This is a genomic window from Luteibacter sp. Sphag1AF (genome assembly GCF_014192715.1).
Classification (GTDB): Bacteria; Pseudomonadota; Gammaproteobacteria; order Xanthomonadales; family Rhodanobacteraceae; genus Luteibacter.
Map to the genome: position 1 here is coordinate 216,285 of NZ_JACHYH010000004.1, position 19,528 is coordinate 235,812.

12 protein-coding genes, 1 pseudogene and 1 riboswitch are annotated in these 19,528 nt (G+C 63.2%); of the genes and pseudogenes, 8 read left to right on the top strand and 5 right to left on the bottom strand.

Features of this window, described 5'->3' with window-relative positions:
• Positions 1–72 precede the first annotated feature (72 nt).
• The 3 genes from FHW69_RS12710 to FHW69_RS12720 form a co-directional block, all read right to left on the bottom strand.
• Positions 73–2,580 (bottom strand): glucose/quinate/shikimate family membrane-bound PQQ-dependent dehydrogenase, encoded by a 2,508-nt coding sequence (locus tag FHW69_RS12710; RefSeq protein WP_343204021.1) that lies wholly within the window; start codon positions 2,578–2,580, stop codon positions 73–75.
• Positions 2,581–2,696: 116 nt separating this feature from the next.
• Positions 2,697–4,373 (bottom strand): AMP-binding protein, encoded by a 1,677-nt coding sequence (locus FHW69_RS12715; protein ID WP_255494780.1) that lies wholly within the window; start codon positions 4,371–4,373, stop codon positions 2,697–2,699.
• A gap of 103 nt (positions 4,374–4,476) precedes the next feature.
• On the bottom strand, positions 4,477–6,120 hold the full coding sequence (locus FHW69_RS12720) for a methyl-accepting chemotaxis protein (RefSeq protein ID WP_255494781.1): 1,644 nt from the start codon (positions 6,118–6,120) through the stop codon (positions 4,477–4,479).
• A 265-nt stretch (positions 6,121–6,385) separates the two neighbouring features.
• Between FHW69_RS12720 and FHW69_RS12725 the strand changes: the two genes are divergently transcribed.
• From FHW69_RS12725 to FHW69_RS12735, 3 genes are read left to right on the top strand one after another with little or no spacing between them, the layout of a single operon-like run.
• Complete coding sequence (locus FHW69_RS12725) at positions 6,386–7,441, top strand: catalase family peroxidase (RefSeq protein ID WP_221195527.1); 1,056 nt, start codon at positions 6,386–6,388, stop codon at positions 7,439–7,441.
• Positions 7,438–8,007 carry a cytochrome b gene (locus FHW69_RS12730; protein WP_183423448.1) on the top strand — a complete coding sequence of 190 codons (570 nt, stop codon included), beginning with the start codon at positions 7,438–7,440 and terminating at the stop codon, positions 8,005–8,007. The genes FHW69_RS12725 and FHW69_RS12730 overlap by 4 nt, the downstream gene beginning before the upstream one ends.
• A gap of 49 nt (positions 8,008–8,056) precedes the next feature.
• The gene (locus FHW69_RS12735) at positions 8,057–8,608 is read left to right on the top strand and encodes a DUF2501 domain-containing protein (RefSeq protein ID WP_183423449.1); all 552 of its coding nucleotides are present in this window, start codon (positions 8,057–8,059) and stop codon (positions 8,606–8,608) included.
• 4 nt (positions 8,609–8,612) lie between these two features.
• Here FHW69_RS12735 and FHW69_RS12740 read toward each other — a convergent pair whose 3' ends face one another.
• Positions 8,613–11,378, bottom strand: a complete 2,766-nt coding sequence (locus FHW69_RS12740; protein ID WP_183423450.1) for a response regulator — start codon at positions 11,376–11,378, stop codon at positions 8,613–8,615.
• Positions 11,379–11,731: 353 nt separating this feature from the next.
• A riboswitch (cobalamin riboswitch) is annotated at positions 11,732–11,948 on the top strand.
• Positions 11,949–12,104: 156 nt separating this feature from the next.
• On the opposite strand from FHW69_RS12740, the gene FHW69_RS12745 reads away from it, so the two are divergent.
• From FHW69_RS12745 to FHW69_RS12755, 3 genes are all read left to right on the top strand, one after another.
• Positions 12,105–14,618 (top strand): ribonucleoside-diphosphate reductase subunit alpha, encoded by a 2,514-nt coding sequence (locus tag FHW69_RS12745; protein WP_183423451.1) that lies wholly within the window; start codon positions 12,105–12,107, stop codon positions 14,616–14,618.
• A gap of 102 nt (positions 14,619–14,720) precedes the next feature.
• Entirely contained in the window at positions 14,721–15,749 is a 1,029-nt protein-coding gene (locus FHW69_RS12750) for a ribonucleotide-diphosphate reductase subunit beta (protein WP_183423452.1), read from the top strand.
• 158 nt (positions 15,750–15,907) lie between these two features.
• Entirely contained in the window at positions 15,908–16,300 is a 393-nt protein-coding gene (locus FHW69_RS12755; RefSeq protein WP_183423453.1) for an acyl-CoA thioesterase, read from the top strand.
• A 17-nt stretch (positions 16,301–16,317) separates the two neighbouring features.
• Here FHW69_RS12755 and FHW69_RS12760 read toward each other — a convergent pair whose 3' ends face one another.
• Positions 16,318–17,922, bottom strand: coding sequence for an oleate hydratase (locus FHW69_RS12760; protein WP_221195528.1), 1,605 nt, complete (start codon positions 17,920–17,922; stop codon positions 16,318–16,320).
• Between the two features lie 173 nt (positions 17,923–18,095).
• Between FHW69_RS12760 and FHW69_RS19065 the strand changes: the two are divergent.
• A pseudogene (locus tag FHW69_RS19065) lies at positions 18,096–18,293 on the top strand (MerR family transcriptional regulator); the annotation flags it as partial.
• A gap of 234 nt (positions 18,294–18,527) precedes the next feature.
• Positions 18,528–19,520, top strand: coding sequence for an aldo/keto reductase (locus FHW69_RS12765; RefSeq protein WP_255494797.1), 993 nt, complete (start codon positions 18,528–18,530; stop codon positions 19,518–19,520).
• Positions 19,521–19,528 lie beyond the last annotated feature (8 nt).

The window sequence follows — 19,528 nt, forward strand, 5'->3', positions numbered from 1 at the left end:
GCTCCAGACTTGCGACTGCGCCCGCATCCGCACGCAGGTGATGCCCAGGGGCATCACCTGCGCGCTCAGACATCAATCCGGCAGCGAATACGCAATCACGGCATCACCCTGTTTCGTGCCCAGCGAGCCGTGGCCGCCAGCAGTCACCAGGATGTACTGCTTGCCATTCTTGTCCGCATAGCTCATCGGCGTGGCCTGTCCGCCTGCGGGCAGGCGCGCCTCCCACAGCTTCTTACCGGTGCGCACATCGTAGGCGCGAACGTAGTAATCCAGCGTGCCTGACAGGAAAGTCACGCCGCCAGCGGTGGTCACCATGCCACCCAGGCTCGGAACGCCCAGCGGCATCGGGATCGGCAGAGGCGCGCTATCCACGATGGTGCCGTTCTTGTGCTGCCACATGGTCTTGCCCGTTTGCAGGTCAACCCCTGCGACGTAGCCCCACGGCGGCGCCTGGCAGGGAATACCCAATGGCGACAGGAATGCGGAAAGTTCGATGGCGTACGGGATGCCCTCGGCCTTCTTGATGCCCTCCGTCTCGCTGGTGGCCATCTTTACTTCCATCTTCGCGAGCTGTTCTTTGGGAATCAGCCGCGACTGGAACGCCATGTAGCTCGGATTGACCAGCATCAGCTGACGATCCGGATCCACCGAGATGCCACCCCAGTCAAACACGCCAAAATTGCCGGGGAAGACCAGCGAGCCCTGCAACGAGGGCGGAGTGAACATGCCGTCGTAGCGCAGCGAGCGGAAGCGCACACGGCACCACAGCTGGTCGAGCGGGGTCGTGCCCCACATGTCCGCTTCGGTGACTTTGGGCGGGATGAAATTCAGCGCCGACAGTGGCTGGGTAGGCGAGGTGTGATCGCCTTCAACGGCCCCCTGCGGACGTGCCACTTCGGTAATCGGGAAGATCGGCGTGCCATCACGACGATCCAGCACATAGATGCTGCCCTGCTTCGTGGATGCGAGCACCGCCGGCTTCACTCCGTCGGCTGTTTTCAGATCCATCAGCGTCGGTTGACCGCCCACATCCATGTCCCAAAGATCGTGGTGCGTGAACTGATAGACCCAGCGCAACTTGCCCGTCGCGATATCCAGGGCCACCAGCCCGGCGCTGAATTTCTCCGACGTGGGAGTACGCCCACCGCCGAACTGATCCGGGGTCTGATTGCCCATGGGCAGATACACAAGACCCAGGTTTTCATCGACGCTGAAAAGCGACCAGACGTTGGGAGAGTTGCGCGTATAAACCTTGCCCTCGGCAATCGGCGCGGTTTCATCCGGGTTGCCCGGATCGAAGTTCCACACCAGATGTCCGTCATGCACATCAAACGCGCGGATGACGCCCGACGGCTCATCGGTCGAGTAGTTGTCCGTCACGTGGCCGCTGATGATCACCAGATCACGCGTCACGGCGGGGGGCGACGTGGAGTAGTAGCCACCGGGATTGAAGGGTCCAATGTTGGCGCGAAGATCAATCGTGCCGTGATTGGCGAAGTCATCGCACGGCACGCCAGTGTCAGCGTTCAGCGCAATCAGGCGGGCATCGGCGGTTGGCAGGAACAGCCGGCGCGGACAGCTGTTGGCAATCGCCGGGGCTGCCACGGGCGCACCGCTGGTCGATGCTGCCGCCAGTACGGGCGATGTCGACGAACTGGCAGGCTGGCCAATGGTGGCCGACGCGGCGGGTGCGGCGGCCGGATGGGACATCCCCGCATATTTGGCGTCGTCGTGATACGACACGCCACGGCACGTCATGTGCTCCCAATGCTTGAACCCGACAGGGCTCTGAATCTTCGGGTCATATTCCCAGCGCTTCTGGCCGGTCGCGGCATCCACGGCAAGCACGCGGCTGTGCGGAGTACAGATATAGATCGTGTCGCCGATTTTCAGCGGCGTATTTTCACTGGTGGTCTCGGTCGGATCATCCGGGCCAACCTTGTCGCCCGTCTCGATCTGCCAGGCGACCTTCAGCTTCGACACGTTGTCCGGCGTGATCTGCGTCAGCGGTGAATAACGCTGGCCATAGGGCGTACCGCCGTAGTCGGTCCAGTCGCCGGGAGCCTTGGCCTGCTGGTCTGCCTGCGGGCCGGTGACATCGGCCATCGGCAACTCACCCCGCAGGTCGTGATCGGTATGCACCATGCCCACGATGCCCACCACCAGTGCGACAAGGACAGCGAGCCACAGCGGGAGCACACCGGATCGTGGAGTCACCCGCACGTCCAGCGAGCTGTGAATTCGCACCAGCCCCCGGCGCACCCACGGCGTCAGCAGCCACAGGCCCATGACCCACCAGACCCACAACCTGGGCAGCAATTGCCACCAGTCCAGCCCCACTTCGCCGATAGCCCAGACAGTGGTGCCGAAAAGCAGCAGCGCGAATAGCCAGAGCGCCGCTGTGCGGCGCGACAACAGCAGGCCCGCAACCACAAGGGTGACGATGCCTGCAATGAGGTAATACCCCGAGCCACCGTGTGCTACGAGGCGAAGCCCCCCCAGCACGAGGGCAACGCCGAAAAGGGCGTAGACCACAGCGGTAACAAGTGTGACCGGACTGAAGCGCGATGCTCGATTCACGGCTAGGCCTTTTCGGTAAAGACGATGAACATGTCGCCCCTGACCTGCCATGGCTCACTTTATGCATCGCAGCAGAGGCCCACACCCCACTACAAAATCCGTTCGTGCACGTGAATTTAGGGTGATTTTTCGCCCAGTTCCTTCGCCATCGCTTCGCGCATCAGATACTTCTGCACTTTTCCGGTAACGGTCATCGGAAACGCGTCCACGAACCGTACGTAATGGGGCACTTTGAAGTACGCCAACTGGTGCCTGCAATAGTCCTGGATACCGGCGACGGTCGCCGTGGCGCCCTCGCGCAGACGTATCCACGCGCAGACCTGTTCGCCAAATCTTGCGTCCGGCACCCCAAAAACCTGGACATCCTGCACGTCGGGGTGTCCGTAAAGAAATTCCTCGATTTCACGGGGCGAAATGTTCTCGCCACCACGGATGATCATGTCCTTCAGCCGCCCCACGATAGTGCAGTAACCCTCATCATCAAGCACGGCAAGATCACCGGTATGCATCCAGCGTCCGGAGTCGATGGCATCGCGCGTGTTGACCTCGTCGCCCCAGTAGCCACGCATCACTGAATAACCGCGCGTCAGCAATTCGCCCTGCGTGCCGCGCGGAACGATTTGCCCGGCTTCGTCCACCAGCTTCACTTCCACATGCGGATGAATGCGACCGACCGTAGCCACGCGCTTGTCCAGCGGATCGCTGGCTGTCGTCTGGAAGCTCACCGGGCTGGTTTCAGTCATGCCATAGGCGATGGTGACCCCGGCCATGTTCATGTCGCGCACCACGCGGCGCATCACTTCAATCGGGCACGGCGAGCCAGCCATGATGCCCGTACGCAGGGATGAGAGATCGAAATCGCGGAAGCGCGGATGCTCAAGCTCTGCAATGAACATTGTGGGCACGCCATGCAACCCGGTGCAGCGCTCTTCCGCCACCGCCTGCAAGGTAGCCAGTGCGTCGAAGCCTTCGCCGGGAATGACCATGCACGCGCCATGCGTCACGCATGCCAGGTTGCCAAGCACCATGCCGAAGCAGTGATAGAAAGGCACAGGAATGCACAGGCGGTCGTCTTCGGTCAGCTGCATGGCTTCACCGATGAAGAAGCCATTGTTGACGATGTTGTGGTGGGTCAGCGTGGCACCCTTGGGCGCGCCGGTCGTGCCTGAGGTGAACTGGATATTCACCGGATCATCAAACGACAGCATCGCTTCAACGTCGCGCAAATGCGCCAGCGCCGCGTCGTCAGCCACAAGGTCGTTCCAGCGAAGGGCACCCGGCTGCGGCGCATCGTCCAGAACAATGACGTGGCGCAGGTCCGGCAGGGCGGCGCAGGACAGCTGCCCCGCCGGGGCCGCGCCCAGTTCCGGTGCGATGCCCAGGAGGATGTCCAGATAGCGGGACGACTTGAAGGCGCGCGGCAGAATCAGCGCACGACAGCCAACCTTGTTCATCGAATAGGTCAGCTCATGCGAGCGGTAAGCCGGATTGATGTTGACGAGAATGAGTCCCGCCTTGGGTGCGGCGAACTGTGCCACTACCCACTCGGCGCGATTGGGCGCCCAGATGCCCACGCGGTCGCCGGGGACCAGTCCCAGCGCCAGCATCGCGGCAGCGACGCGTTCCACTTCCGCATGAAATTGCTGGTAGGTCCAGCGAACGGACTGCTGACGCACCACCAGCGCGGGACGATCCGGCCAGCGTGCCGTGATCCTGTCGAGCAGCGCGCCGACGGTTTCTCCGAGTAGCGGCGTGGAACTCACACCGTGAACATAACTTGCCGCGTGTTCCAATCCACGCCCTCCGCTCGATGACATGGCCTGAGCATAAACCGGGCAGGGACATTTGCGCGAAGGGGACGGCCGGACGCCTGAAGTACGCCCGGCCATCAGTGCATCATGCGGTGGCCAGTTCACCGAAGGACGTGTCGTGCGAACGGACGTCCGCGCTGGCGCGGCCGGGCACCACGTCTTCCACTACGAAGAAGGCAATCTGTTCGCTCAGTGCCGCCGCCTGATCCTGCATGGACTTGGCCGCCGCCGACGCCTCTTCAACGAGTGCCGCGTTCTCCTGGGTGACCTGATCGATCTGCGAGATGGCCACATTGACCTGATCGACACCGGAGGACTGCTCCTGACTGGCCGCCGCAATGTCGGCAACGATGTCGGTCACCTTAGTGACGCTGGCAACGATGCCCGTCAGCGCTTGGGCAGACTGTTTCACCAGATCGCTGCCCAGATCCACGCGCTCATGGCTCTGGGTAATCAGACGCTTGATGTCGCGCGATGCCTGCGCACTGGACTGCGCCAGACGACGCACCTCGGCTGCCACCACCGCAAAGCCACGCCCCTGCTCACCCGCACGCGCGGCTTCCACCGCAGCATTGAGCGCCAGCAGATTGGTCTGGAACGCGATCTCGTCGATCAGGTTCACGATGTCGCCAATGCGACGGCTGGAATCGCCGATATCGCTCATCGCCTGCATCGCCTGCGCCGCCACGCGACCACCATGCTCCGCGTCGGCACGAGCGCCACGGGACAGGCCATCTGCGTGCCTCGCGTTTTCCGCATTCTGCTTGACCGTCGCGGTCATCTCTTCCATCGAGGCTGCCGTCTCTTCGAGGCTGGAGGCCTGCTCCTGCGTACGCTGGGACAGATCGTCGTTGCTCCTCGCAAGTTGCAGCGCCGTGGTCGATACGACGTGCGCGCCTTCCTGCACTTCGGACACGATGCCCGCCAGGCGACCGCGCATGCGATCCAGCGATTCCAGCAGACTTCCCGGGCCAAAGGCCATCTCGTCGGACTGACGAAGATCACCATCGGCAATGCGGCTGGCAATCAGGAGCGCGTGCGAGGGCTCGCCGCCAATGGTGTCGCGAATGCTCTGCATCGAAAACCACACCACCAGCATGACCAGCAGCGCGATGAGACCCGAACGGGTCAGACCAGAAATCAGGTCGTCGTGAAAGGTCGCATCAATATCGGTGAAGTACGCCCCGGTGATGAAGTGCATGTCCCACGGGGCATACAGTTTGGAATAGCTGATTTTCGGACGATGCTCATTGGTCGTGGGCATCAGCTGCGTGTAGCGGGTCAGGCCGTGGCCTTTCGTCTTGTCGACGTCGCGCATGGCCACGTAATGATGAAAGCCTTCGCCATCCACGTCATCGCGGATGCTTGTACCTACCTGTTTCGCGCGCAGCGGATGCATCAGCAGCCTGACGTCCGAATCGAACACGAAGATGTAGCCTGTGCCGTCGCTCCAGCGCATAGCGCTGATCGCCTCAAGCGCCTGCCTGCGCGCCTCGACGTCGCTCATTTCGCCCTTTGTGGCGCGCTGGCGATATTCCTCTGCAATGGAGATCGCGGAATCCACCTGGCTTTGCAGCGAACTGGCCAGTTCACGCATCTGCGTCGCCCGTCCCTGCACCACCGATATCACCGTCAGGGTCACCAGACCCATCACCACGACCGCCATCACCATCCACACGCGCGTATTGAGCGCCGTGTGGCCGAACCACCTGCGAATAACGGACAACATTGATCTCACCCCGAGAAGCGTCTGTGGGGACCGGCTGGCCCCCAATGACGGAGTAGCGGCTTGAATTCGTGAAACTTTACGGTTCAGGGTGAATTACTTTCACGAATTATTAACTTTGGCCCTCAGGGCTCGCCCAGGGGTCCGCCACAGCACGAATCTGCATGACACCGGCCCCGCCAGCCCCGATGCTGGCCCCGAAAGCAAAGACGAAAGACCCCGGTCAGCTCGAACGACCCCCTGCGGAGTTCAAGAAGCGATGCCTGACATGACACCCCCACGCCCTCCCCTTACGGGCCGCCAGCGCACGCTGCGCATCGCGTTGATCAGCTCGGTGGTGGTCGTCTCCGCCGCCGCATTTGGATATGTGGGCGGCTGGCTGGCTCCCTCGCGGCTGTCGCCCGGACGCATCGTCGACACGCTTGAGCACAACGGCGGCGATCATCCGGGCTTCCGGCGCAATCACGCCAAGGGCGTGTGCGTGGCGGGGGTGTTCGAGGCCAGCGGAGATGCGGCGACCCTGTCGCGCGCCGGCCTGTTCGCCCATGGTGTGCAGACGCCGGTCCTTGGACGGCTGGCCATCCCTGGCGGCAATCCGTACGCGGCGGACAGCAGCGTGCCCATCCGCAGTTTCGCGCTCCGCTTCACCGAAGCCAATGGCCAGCAATGGCGCACGGGCATGAATGCGATGCCGGTGTTTCCGGTCACCACGCCCAAGGCCTTTTACGACCTGCAAGTGGCCACCGCGCCGGACCCGGCTACCGGCAAACCCGACCCGGCCAAGGCGGGCGCATTCTTCGGTGCGCATCCGGAAACCCATGCGTTTCTCGGCTGGATCAAGACGGCCAAACCGTCGGCCAGCTACGTGACCGAGTCCTACAACTCGCTCAACGCGTTCTACTTCGTGGATGCCAACGGTAAGCGCCACGCCGTTCGCTGGTCGCTGGTGCCTGATGCCAGCGACGCAGCGCCTGGCCCCGCAGGCGACGCGGACTATCTGGCCACCGATCTGAACAGGCGCCTGGCGGCCGGCCCGCTGCGCTGGCATCTGCGCGTGACGCTGGCGGCCCCGGGTGACGTCGTGGACGACGCGACCGTCGCGTGGCCCGCTGACCGTCAGCAGGTGGACGCCGGCACCCTGACCATTCTGGCCACGCAACCTCAGGAAAGCGGCCCGTGCCGGGACGTCAATTACGATCCGCTGGTGCTGCCCGATGGCATCATGGGCAGCAACGATCCCCTGCTGGCCGCGCGTTCGGCGGCTTATGCCGACTCGTATCGTCGCCGCACTACGGAAGAAGCGCGCGGGGAGAGTGCACGATGAAGACCATCCCGAAACCGTTTCATCCGCTGGCCCGTGCGCTGCACTGGCTGATGGCCATCCTTGTGCTGGCCATGCTTTTCATCGGCGCAGGCATGGTCACCTCGGTCACACAGACGCACGAAACACTGATCCACATCCACAAGCCGCTGGGCATCGCCATCCTCCTGCTGGCAGTCATCCGGATCGGGGTGCGGCTGACCCACCGCCCGCCACCGCTTCCGGCTGATCTGTCGCCGCTGGTGCGTTTCGGTGCGCATGCGTCCCATCTGGTGCTGTACGGACTTCTGCTGGCCATGCCGCTGATTGGCTGGGCCATGGTGTCTGCCAGCGGGGAGCCAGTGATGCTCAGCCCATCGCTGCGGCTGCCGTCGCTCGTGCCGGCCAACCCCGTGTTGTTTGCCTGGCTGCGCAATGGCCACGCATGGCTGGCCTGGCTGCTGTTCCTGGTTGTGCTGGTGCATCTGGCGGCAGCGCTCTATCACGGCCTGATCCGCCGGGACGGCGTGCTGCGCTCCATGCTGGGGGGCAAGGCCGCGCCCGCCGATCCTGAGGACACATCCGGATAACGTCCGCGGCGGTACTTATGTGCACCTCGCCCCCTGCCGGAGTCACGCCATGCGTCCGTCCCGTCGAGCGTCCTGTTTCGCCCTTCTCCTCGTTGCCGCCGCTGGCTGTGCCAGCGCGCAGAGCATGGATCAGCTCAAGGGCATGATGGGCGGATCATCCGCCTCGTCCTTGACCTCCGGCAGTGCCAGCAATGCGGCCGGCATCATCCAGTTCTGCATGAAGAACAACTTTCTCGGCGGCGACAGCGGCGCGGCCGGGGTGAAAGACAAGCTGCTGGGTTCGCTGGGTGGAAGCAGCAAAGCCAGCGATGCCAGCAACGGCTCGGCCACCGACAAGCTGATGAGCAAATACGGCGTCGGCGGCAAATCGGCGACTAAAGACCAGGGCTACACCGATGGCGCAGCCGGCATCCTGAAAACCGGTGACGGCAAGAGCTTCGACCTGAACTCGCTGGGCAGCAATGGCGCCAAAGGCAGCATGAACCTTGGCGCGCTGGGCGGCTCCGGCGCAGAAAACTCCACCGGAGACCTCAAGCAGAAACTGACCCAGAAGGTCTGCGACAAGGTCCTGTCACAGGGCAAATCCATGATCGGGATGTAACCGGTCAGGCAGTCGCTGACCCGGTCAACACCCGGCTGACGGCCGCCATCAGATCGTTGGCGCCGTAAGGCTTGCCGATCACCGCCGTGCGGCCGTCGTCCACCATGCCATCCACCATCCGGTCGCCCGTGGCGAATACCACGGGCAGCCCTGGCTGGATACGCCGCAGTTCCTGAGCCAGTTCAACACCCGACATACCCGGCAAACTCACGTCTGCCAGCAGTACGTCGATGCGGTGGGTCTGGTGCACGCGCACCGCTTCTTCGCCGTCGGCCGCTTCAAACACGCGGTGGCCCTTGCTTTCCAGCATCTCGACAATCGACATGCGGATCAACGCGTCGTCTTCGCAGACAAGAATGCGCAGCGATGCAGGCACGGCGGGGATCACGGGCGTCACCGATTCGGACGCCTCGGACGCCGCATGATGCGCAGGCACCATGCGACGGCGACGGTTGGCCAGCACGCTGCGGATCTTCCGCGCCAGCGCCTCGCGGGAGTATGGCTTGCTCAGCAGATCAATGCCTTCATCCAGCCGGCCACCGTGCACGATGGAATTTTCGGTATAGCCGGAAGTGAACAGCACGCACAGGTCGGGAATGCGCTCTACCGCCTTGCGAGCCAGTTCGGGACTTTTCAGCGGGCCCGGCATCACTACATCGGTAAACAGCACGTCGATGGCCATGCCGCTTTCGATGATCGACAGCGCGCTCTGCGCATCGCGTGACTTCAGCACGCGGTAGCCAAGCTCCGTGAGCAGCCCCACCACGATGTCGCGCACGGCGTCGTCGTCTTCGGCAACAAGAATGGTTTCGTCACCTCCGCGCACCTCCCCTTCGTCCAGCGCCACCTGGCGATCTTCGCTTTGCGTGGAGCGCGGCAGATAAAGCTTTACCGTCGTGCCCTGACCGGGCTCGCTGTAGATCTTGATGTGTCCACCGGACTGCTTCACGAAGCCATAGACCATCGACAGGCCAAGACCCGTACCGCGGCCTTCCGGCTTGGTAGTGAAGAAGGGATCGAAAACGCGGTCGATGATGTCCGCGGGAATGCCCGAGCCGGTATCGCTGACGGCCAGCATCACATATTGACCCGCCCGCACGTCACCGTGCGCCTGTGCATACGATTCGTCCAGCAGCGCGTTGCCCGCTTCGATGGTCAGGCGGCCACGGCCTTCCATCGCATCGCGTGCGTTGATCGTGAGGTTCAGCAGCGCATTTTCCACGTTGGTCGGATCGACCAGCGTATTCCACAGGCCACCGGCGATCACCGTCTCCACTTCCACCGCTTCACCCAGCGCCCGGCGCAGCAGGTCGTCGATTTCGCGCACGAAACGGCCGATGTTCACGACCTTGGGCGCCAGCGGCTGGCGCCGGCCAAAGGCAAGCAGCTGCGAGGCCAGCTTGGAACCACGGGTGACGCCGGCCATGGCATTGGCCACGCGGCGTTCGGCGCGTTCGTTGCCGGCGATGTCACTGGCAAGCAGTTGCAGATTGCCGCTGATCACCTGAAGCAGATTGTTGAAGTCGTGCGCAACGCCGCCCGTGAGCTTGCCGATGGACTCCATCTTCTGCGCCTGGCGCAGTTGCTCCTGCGCATTGAGCAGGGCGTCCTGACGTTCGCGATCCGCCGTCACGTCACGGGCCACCGCGTGGATGATTCCGTCGCTCGGCACAGCGCGCCATGACAGATGGCGGTAGGAGCCATCCACGCAGCGATAGCGGTTTTCAAAACGAAGGGTGGCATCGCCGCCCGCCAGATGATCGGTTTCCACTTCCGTACGCGGCATGTCTTCCGGGTGCACGAAATCCAGGTACGAGCGTCCGATGGTTTCCTTTTCCGTCCAGCCAAGAATCGCCGTCCATGCCGGGCTCACCGCCAGCAGATGGGTCCGGACGTCGGCCACCACCATGATGTCGCTGGACAGGCGCCACATGCGATCACGCTCTGCGGTGCGCTCTTCCACCTGCAATTCCAGCGAGGACGCCAGCGCCTGAAGCTCCTGCTCCGCGCGGCGACGCTCCACGGCAACACGCGTGCGATTGGCGAATTCGCGCATCAGCGCAATTTCTTCAGGCAGCCAGCGGCGGGCGTGCTCGTGATTGAGGTACAGCAACGCGACGAATCCGCCGTGCTCGGTCACCGGCATGTTCACGAACGACACGGCGCTGATGGCGCGCAACGCGTCTGCCGTCGCCGCCGTGCGCGCGTCTTCATACGCATTGGCACACACCACCGTGGTGCCACGCTTCAGATCTTCGATATAGGTGCCGTACTCACGGAAGTGCAGCACGCCCGCCAGGGTATGGATGCCCGGCGCATTCCAATCCCGTTCGATGGTGATGGTTTCGGTGACCGGATCGATGGTGCCATAGCCGGCCCGGCTGACCCCGAGGGTCCGTCCCAGAATCTCGGCGGCCCGGTAAGCCACCTCCGCCATGTCGTTAACGTCCCGCAGCATGGTGCTGAGCTCGGCCAACGCCCGCCGCCGCAGGTCGGCGCCGTCCAGATCGGAAGGCGGGGGTGCCTGTGCCGGGACCAGGGACAGCCAGGAGGCATCTTCCTGCGTGGCCTCAATCACCACGATCCAGCGGGACAGGTCGTGGGAAGCGGTAAGTTCCATCCGGGTAGAAATGCCGCGAGCCGCTGCCTGCAATGCCATCGCCAGTCGCTCTTCATCCGCCCGGACCCAATGGGTGAGGATGGCCTGCGAGCCAGGCTGTGCGTCCGTCGCTGCCAGGCGGCTCTGCATCCATGTGTTGGCGAACAACATCGTCCCCGCCTTGTCGGCGACGACAATTCCGTAAGGGACGGCGTGGAGCGCCTCCTTCAGAAGGGCATGATCGTGAAGCGCGAACGATGGCGGCATGTACGGCAAACTTCCCCCGGGACTGACCTGCAATTCTAACGTGGCCCTGTGTCGGGACTTGTCAGTGTCATCTTCACATTAGGGCGCTGCCCGGCCGTCTTACATTCCATGTAAAAAAGTCCCACAAAACGGTTGAGATTTTCCGCGCTTTCTGGTCCTTCACTCGCCGTGAAACATCGCGAAAATTCGTTCCGAAGTCCAATCAATGACATAGCCTTAACACACTACATCTTGTGTTGACCTGCCCTCTTCCCGCCTATATCGTGTGCCTCGTTGGTGTTCGTCCAGACGCGACTGTCGGGCGGACTTAAAAGGGAATCCGGTGTGAAACCGGAACTGCCCCGCAGCGGTAAGTGGGAACGATCCTGTCACATGCACTGGCCCTTATTGAGAGCTGGGAAGCGACAGGTAGGCTGGCTCCGGAAGGGCCGAGCCCACAGAGTCCGAAGACCTGCCAGCAACCGCCGTCCGACCGGCGACGGTAGTGGTGACGACCTCCGCGGGGAGGCACGTCGCGGCGCGGGGCCCGTTTCGGGCATCCCGTCCACGACCCATTCCGCGCGTCTCATCCGGTAATCAGCCCTGCGCGTGGGAGCAGGCGAGCTTTCCTGGCCTTGGGGCAAGCCGAATATGACGACCATGGATTCCTCCGCGCGCGAGCGCACCACCTCGACGGCTGATGCCGCGAGCACTTCCACTGACAAAGCTCCGGCCGCCGGCTACAAGACCAGCGCCGAGCGTCCCGCACCGGATTTCACTCTGACTCCTCCGCATAATCCCGGCCAGATGCGCGTTACCAAGCGCAACGGTGGCCACGAAGTCGTCGACGTCAACAAGATCGTGCGCGCGGTAACTCGCAGCGCCGACGGCCTTTTTGCCGTCGACCCGATGCGCGTCGCCCTGAAAACCATCGGTGGCCTGTACGACGGCGCCACCACCCAGGAACTCGACCAGCTGTCGATCCGCACCTCGGCCGCCCTCACGGCGGAAGAGCCGGAATACGGCCAGCTCGCCGCGCGCCTGCTTTCCGCGTTTGTGGACAAGGAAGTGTCGGGCCAGGAAATCCAGTCGTTCTCGCAGTCCATCCTGCGCGGCCACGAACTGGGCATCCTGAACGACCGCCTGCGTGACTTCGTCACGGTCAACTCGCGCAAGCTCAACGACGCTATCGACATCCACGCGTCGCGCCGCTTCGAATACTTCGGCCTGCGCACCGTGTATGACCGCTACCTGCTGCGTCATCCGCAGAAGCGCACCGTCATCGAAACGCCGCAGTACTTCTTCATGCGCATCGCCTGCGCACTCGGTGGCAACGACATCGGCGAAACGCTGGAGCTGTACAAGCTGCTCTCGTCGCTGGAATACCTTGCCAGCTCGCCCACCCTGTTCAACGCCGGCACGGCGCACGAGCAGCTGTCGTCGTGCTTCCTGCTCGACTCCCCGCAGGACGCGCTGGAAAGCATCTACCAGAAGTATGGCGACGTCGCGCAGCTGTCGAAGTTTGCCGGCGGCATTGGCCTGGCGTACTCGCGCATCCGTTCGCGTGGTTCGCTGATCAAGGGTACCAACGGCCATTCCAACGGCCTGGTGCCGTGGCTGAAGACGCTGGACGCTTCGGTCGCCGCCGTGAATCAGGGCGGCAAGCGCAAGGGCGCTGCCTGCGTGTATCTGGAATCGTGGCATGCAGACATCGAGGAATTCCTCGAACTGCGTGAAAACACCGGTGACGACGCACGCCGCACGCACAACCTCAACCTGGCCAACTGGGTGCCGGACCTGTTCATGCGTCGGGTCGAAACCGATGGCGACTGGTCGCTGTTCGATCCAAAGATCGTGCCGCACTTCGTCGACAGCTGGGGCGACACGTTCGACGCCGCCTATGTCAAGGCGGAAGCGGAAGGCCTGGCCGTGAAGACCGTGAAGGCGCGCGAGCTGTATGCCCGCATGCTGCGTTCGCTGGCCCAGACCGGTAACGGCTGGATGACCTTCAAGGACCGCTCCAACGCCACCAGCAATCAGACGGCCAAACCGGAAAACGTCATCCATCTCTCGAACCTGTGCACCGAGATTCTGGAAGTCACCTCCGAAGGCGAAACCGCCGTCTGCAACCTGGGCTCGATCAACCTGTCGCGTCACGTCATCGACGGTCAGTTCGATTACGAGAAGCTGGCCCAGACCGTGCGCATTGCCGTGCGCCAGCTGGACCGCGTGATCGACCTGAACTTCTACCCGATTGCCACGGCAAAGACGGCCAACGTGAAGTGGCGTCCGGTGGGTCTGGGCGTGATGGGCCTGCAGGACGTCTTCTTCAAGCTGCGCCTTCCGTTCGACTCGGCCGAAGCACTGGCGCTGTCCACCCGCATCGCTGAAGAGATCTACTTCAACGCCCTGACGATGTCGAACGAGATCGCCGAGCGTGAAGGCGCGCACCCGGGCTTCGCGGAAACCCGTGCGGCCAACGGCGAATTGCAGTTCGACTACTGGCCGCAGGCCACGCCGACCGGCAAGGACGACCGCTGGGCTGCCCTGCGCGAGAAGATCAAGACGCACGGCCTGCGCAATTCGCTGCTGATCGCCATTGCCCCGACCGCAACCATCGCGTCCATCGCCGGTTGCTACGAGTGCATCGAGCCGCAGGTGTCCAACCTGTTCAAGCGCGAAACGCTGTCGGGCGACTTCCTCGTCGTCAACCGCTACCTCGTGGAAGAGCTGAAGACCCTGGGCCTGTGGACGGCCGACGTGCGCGACGCCATCAAGCTGGCTGAAGGCTCCGTGCAGGGCATCACCGCCATCCCGGCGCCGCTGCGCGAGGTGTACCGCAACACGTGGGAACTGCCGCAGAAGGCCCTCATCGACCTGGCAGCCGCACGCGGCGCGTACATCGACCAGAGCCAGTCGCTGAACCTGTTCATGGAAAATCCGAACATCGGCCAGCTGTCCTCCATGTACATGTACGCATGGAAGTCCGGCATCAAGACGACCTACTACCTGCGTTCGCGTCCCGCCACCCGCATCCAGAAGACCACGGTCTCCTCGGGCGCGGCAGCGGCTCCGGTCGCAGCCCCGGTGGTTGCGCAGGAAGAGGCAACGGCGGCGGTGTTCTGCTCGCTTGAGAACCCCGAGTACTGCGAAGCCTGCCAGTAAAAACAAAAGCGGGGCGGGAGACCGGGATGCGAGCCTTCAACGAGGTTCCTCCCGGCTCCTGACCCCCTGTTCCATGCCCCACCGAATTTCGAGGTTCACTTTATGTCCGCAGCTCCGATCACCCGCGATTCCCACATTCTCGACCCCGGCTTTGAGCTGACCCTGCGGCCGATGAAGTACCCGCAGTTCTACGAGATGTACCGCGCCGCGATCCGCAACACGTGGACCGTTGAAGAAGTGGACTTCTCGCTGGATACCTCGGACCTCAACACCAAGATGTCCGATGCGGATCGCCACCTGATCCATCGCCTCGTCGCCTTCTTCGCCACGGGTGACTCCATCGTGTCGAACAACCTCGTGCTGAACCTGTATCAGCACGTGAACTCGCCCGAAGCGCGCATGTACCTCTCCCGCCAGCTGTATGAAGAAGCGCTGCACGTGCAGTTCTATCTCACGCTGCTGGACACCTACATCCCCGAGCCGTCCGAGCGCAACAAGGCGTTCGCCGCCATCGAGAACATTCCGTCCATCCGTCAGAAGGGCGAGTTCTGCTTCAAGTGGATCGACTCCATCCAGGGCCTCAACCGCCTGGAAACCCGCGAGCATCGCCGCCAGTTCCTGCTGAACCTGATCTGCTTCGCCGCATGCATCGAAGGTCTGTTCTTCTTCGCGGCGTTTGCGTACGTGTACTACCTGCGTTCGCGCGGCCTGCTGCACGGCCTGGCTTCGGGCACCAACTGGGTGTTCCGCGACGAGTCCGGCCACATGGCCTTCGCGTTCGAGGTGGTGCGCACCGTGCGTGAGCAGGAACCGGATCTGTTCGACGACGAAATGCGCGCGCAGGTCGAAGCGATGATGGAAGACGCCATCGCATGCGAAACCCAGTTCGCCGCCGACGTGCTCTCCGGCGGCGTTGCCGGCCTGTCGGTCAACGACATGCGCCAGTACCTGGAATATTGCGCCGACCAGCGCCTGGTCCAGCTGGACATGCCGAAGAAGTACGGCTCGAAGAACCCGTTCGACTTCATGGACCTTCAGGACGTGCAGGAACTGACCAACTTCTTTGAGCGCCGCGTGTCGTCCTACCAGGTCGGCGTGCAGGGCGAGGTCACGTTCGACGCATCGTTCTGATCCCGCTGCCCGGCTGAAAGCCCGCCCCTGCCACGCAGCGGCGGGCTTTTTAGTGGCCCCAGGACGTCCCCGAGGGGGCGGCATTAAGCCCGTGTCTGGCGTGCGGCCAGCCGGAAAGGGCTATAATGCTGCATTGCACAATACCCCTGAGAATCCCCATGCAGCCCGCTACCCGCCTCACCGAAGCCCGTCTCCTGGAAATTGTTTTCCCGGATCACACCAACCACCTGGGTACGCTTTTCGGCGGCCAGGCGCTGGCGTGGATGGACAAGGCCGCCTTTCTTGCCGCGTCGCGTTACTCGCGCAAGGTGGTGGTAACCGCGCGTTCGGAGCAGGTGGATTTCCACGTGCCTGTGCGCAAGGGCCAGATGGTGGAGCTGATCGCCACCGTGGTCGGCGTGGGCCGCACCTCGATGAAGATCGACGTGGCCATGTTCACCGAAGACCTGATCTCCGGCGAGCGCGAGCTGTGCACGCGCGGCACGTTCACCATGATTGCGCTGGACGCCGACCACAAGCCGACGCCTGTCGAGCCGCTGCCCACGGCCTGAAGCCCATCGTCGTGCGCTCACTCCCCGGCCGTGGCGCCATGGGAGTGCAGCGCACGATACGCATCGCGAAGCGCGGTCGGATCGTGTTTCGCCTTGTAAACCTGGGGTGGCTTGCGCGTCAGCCCCAGCAGTGACCACGCCGCCGTCATGGCCGAGCGTACCGAGTACTCCACGGTGAACACCACATCGTCCGGCTGCTCGCAGAACTGCCCCACGATGGCCAGGTTGTGGAAACCCTCCGGACGAACCTGAGGACGATCTCCCGCCTTGCGGCGAAGAAACTGGCTGGTGATGAACGGCATCATGCAGGGAATGCACGTAGTGCTCGCTGCGATGCGCCTGTCGCTGTCGTCGATCCCCAACTGGCCTAGCAACTCCGTCAGGATCTCGCGACCACTGCACTCGCCGATGGGTTTATCGACGAAGTTGCCGCGCGCACTCATGTCCAGCGCGTAGCCCCACACCACCTGCACGCCATCGGGCTGACCGATGAAGTGCGGCTGGTGCGGCACGACGATCGACATCAGCCAGCGCGAATCAGCGAAAGTGATGAGTCCGCCCTCGCCTGGCACGTTGCCTGTCATGTCGAGGATGTGCTGAAGCAGCGCGGGATCACGCAACGTCAGTGTGAATGAGGTCCAGCGCGAATCGTCGGCGTGATCGCAGAATGCGCGCGGATTGCCCAGATGCGGACGGTTGCGCGCAATGCGTTCCCAGAAGCTCCATGCGCCGCCGTCCTTCTTGCCAGGCAACACAGGCGCGTGGTCCATGTCGCCCAGCGACGAGGCTTCCGTCATGGACCCCAGCGTCGCCACCACGATGTCGTCAGGACGCACGGTCATCGCAGCAAACACGCCATCACGGCGATAGAAGATGGCCTCCACGCGCTCACCATCCTCGCCATGCACGAAGCCAAGATCGGTCACCTCGGTGTTGGCCTCGAAACGCACGCCGCGATCCTTCAGCCAGCGCGACAGCGGCAACACCATGGAGTCGTACTGGTTGTAAACCGTGCGCATGATGCCGCGCAGCCTGTTGAAGCCACCGACCATGTGAATGAAACGCACCAGATAGCGCTTGAATTCCACCGCGCTGTGCCACGGCTGGAACGCGAATGTCGTACACCACATCAGCCAGAAGTTGGTGCCGAAAAACGTCCGATCCATGCGGTCAGCGATGGAACTGTCGCCAAGGATGGCTTCCGGCGTCACGGCCAGCGCTTCCAGCGTCACGATCTGTCGCTCTGTCAGACCGAATGGCGGAGCGGGGATCGGCTGACCACCGCGCACCAGGCGCGCTTTGGAATCGGTCTTCAGCACCCGGTTCCACGCCATGATCTCTTCCGTCACCGTGCGCCCGCCATCCAGTGTGGGAATGGAATCGAACAGGTCGTACGTGCACAGATATTTGCTCTCGATCATCCGGCCGCCGCGCACGACGTAGCCGTTGGTGGGATCGCCTGCGCCATCGAGCGCACCGCCGAAGCGCCCTGACTCCTCATAGATGGTGATGTGCCTCCCCGGCACGCCGCCATCCCGGATGAGAAACACTGCTGTCGCCAGACTGGCAATACCGCCGCCGATCAGATGCGCGCGAACGTGCCGGGTGTCGATGGTGGGCATGAGCTGAACCGTTTGAGCGAGGGTAAGCAACATTTCTACGCTGTCCCGGCCAGCCCTCGTTGACGTGAATCAATTGAGCGCGACGTGCGTCGCTCACAGGTTTGCGAGGACATGAAAATCCCTTCACGCACACCTGTTGACTTCGAGCGCGCTCGAAGGGTTATCGTCCCTGCATGCCTACCGCACTCAGCATTCGCGAAGCCGCCCTCGCTACGGGCCTGACCGCGCACACCCTGCGCTATTACGAACAGATCGGCATCATCGATCCGGTGCCCCGGCGCTCTGGACAGCGCATTTACGGGGACAACGAGATGGCCTGGATCGAGTTCGCGCTGCGCCTGCGCGCCACCGGCATGTCCATGCGCGACATCCAGGAATACGCACGCCTGCGTCGCGAGGGTGAGTCCCCGGCCAACGTGCGCCTGAAAGGCGACCTGCTGGCCCAGCATGCGCGAAGAACTGCGCCAGCTCACCGAAACCATTGCCCGGCTGGACGAAAAAATCGAGCTCTACCGCACGATGTACGACCAGCCCCTTCCCGACATCCCCGCGGACCCGGCCCCCTCGGCCGCTCCGATTACCCCCTCGCCCCGGAGAAAACAGGCATGAACCATCGCACCTTAGGCAAGCACGGCCCGAAGGTCTCCGCCCTCGGCCTCGGCTGCATGGGCATGAGTGAGTTCTACAGCGGCCGCGACGACGCCGAATCCATGGCCACGCTGGAACGCGCGTTCTCGCTGGGCATCGACTTCCTTGACACCTCCGACGCCTACGGCCCGCACACCAATGAAGAATTGGTCGGAAAGGCTATCGCCAGCCGTCGCGACAAAGTGTTTGTGGCCACCAAATTCGGCATCGTCCGCGACACATCCAACCCCGGCGCCCGCGGCATCAACGGACGGCCGGACTATGTGAAGAAGTCGGTCGAAGGCAGCCTGAAGCGCCTTGGCACCGACTACATCGACCTTTACTACCAGCACCGCGTGGACCGCGAGGTGCCCATCGAGGAAACCATCGGCGCGATGGCTGACCTGGTGGCGCAGGGCAAGGTGCGTTACCTGGGCATGTCCGAAGCGTCCAGCGCCACCATCGAGCGTGCGCACAAGGTTCACCCCATTACCGCGCTGCAAACCGAATACTCGCTGTGGACGCGCGATCCGGAAACCAACGGCATCCTCGATACCTGCCGAAGGCTGGGCATCGCCTTCGTGGCGTACAGCCCGCTGGGCCGCGGCTTTCTCACCGGCGCGATCACCCGGCCGGAAGATTTCGAGGACGACGACTATCGCAAGAACAGCCCGCGTTTCCAGGGTGAAAACTTCACCAGGAATCTGCAGATGGTCCAGAAGGTCAAAGACTTCGCGACCGCGCGTGGCTGCACGCCTTCACAGCTGGCGCTGGCCTGGGTGCTGGCACAGGGTGACGACATCGTGCCCATTCCCGGCACCAAGCGGCGCAAGTATCTGGAGGAAAACGCAGGAGCACTGGACGTACGGCTGGAGCCTTCGGAGGTCGCGCAGATCAACGCGTTCTTCCCGGCCGATGCGGTGGCGGGCGAGCGTTACCTGCCCACCATGATGAGCTCCCTCAACGGCTGAGGCGCCTC

Bases quoted from the DNA above. Each gene is read 5' to 3' on its own strand.
- FHW69_RS12765 (WP_255494797.1), top strand. From the start codon at position 18,528: ATGAACCATCGCACCTTAGGCAAGCACGGCCCGAAGGTCTCCGCCCTC.
- FHW69_RS12730 (WP_183423448.1), top strand. From the start codon at position 7,438: ATGAAGACCATCCCGAAACCGTTTCATCCGCTGGCCCGTGCGCTGCAC.
- FHW69_RS12740 (WP_183423450.1), bottom strand. From the start codon at position 11,378: ATGTTGTTCGCCAACACATGGATGCAGAGCCGCCTGGCAGCGACGGAC.
- FHW69_RS12735 (WP_183423449.1), top strand. From the start codon at position 8,057: ATGCGTCCGTCCCGTCGAGCGTCCTGTTTCGCCCTTCTCCTCGTTGCC.
- FHW69_RS12720 (WP_255494781.1), bottom strand. From the start codon at position 6,120: ATGTTGTCCGTTATTCGCAGGTGGTTCGGCCACACGGCGCTCAATACG.
- FHW69_RS12745 (WP_183423451.1), top strand. From the start codon at position 12,105: ATGACGACCATGGATTCCTCCGCGCGCGAGCGCACCACCTCGACGGCT.
- FHW69_RS12755 (WP_183423453.1), top strand. From the start codon at position 15,908: ATGCAGCCCGCTACCCGCCTCACCGAAGCCCGTCTCCTGGAAATTGTT.
- FHW69_RS12760 (WP_221195528.1), bottom strand. From the start codon at position 17,922: ATGCCCACCATCGACACCCGGCACGTTCGCGCGCATCTGATCGGCGGC.
- FHW69_RS12725 (WP_221195527.1), top strand. From the start codon at position 6,386: ATGACACCCCCACGCCCTCCCCTTACGGGCCGCCAGCGCACGCTGCGC.
- FHW69_RS12750 (WP_183423452.1), top strand. From the start codon at position 14,721: ATGTCCGCAGCTCCGATCACCCGCGATTCCCACATTCTCGACCCCGGC.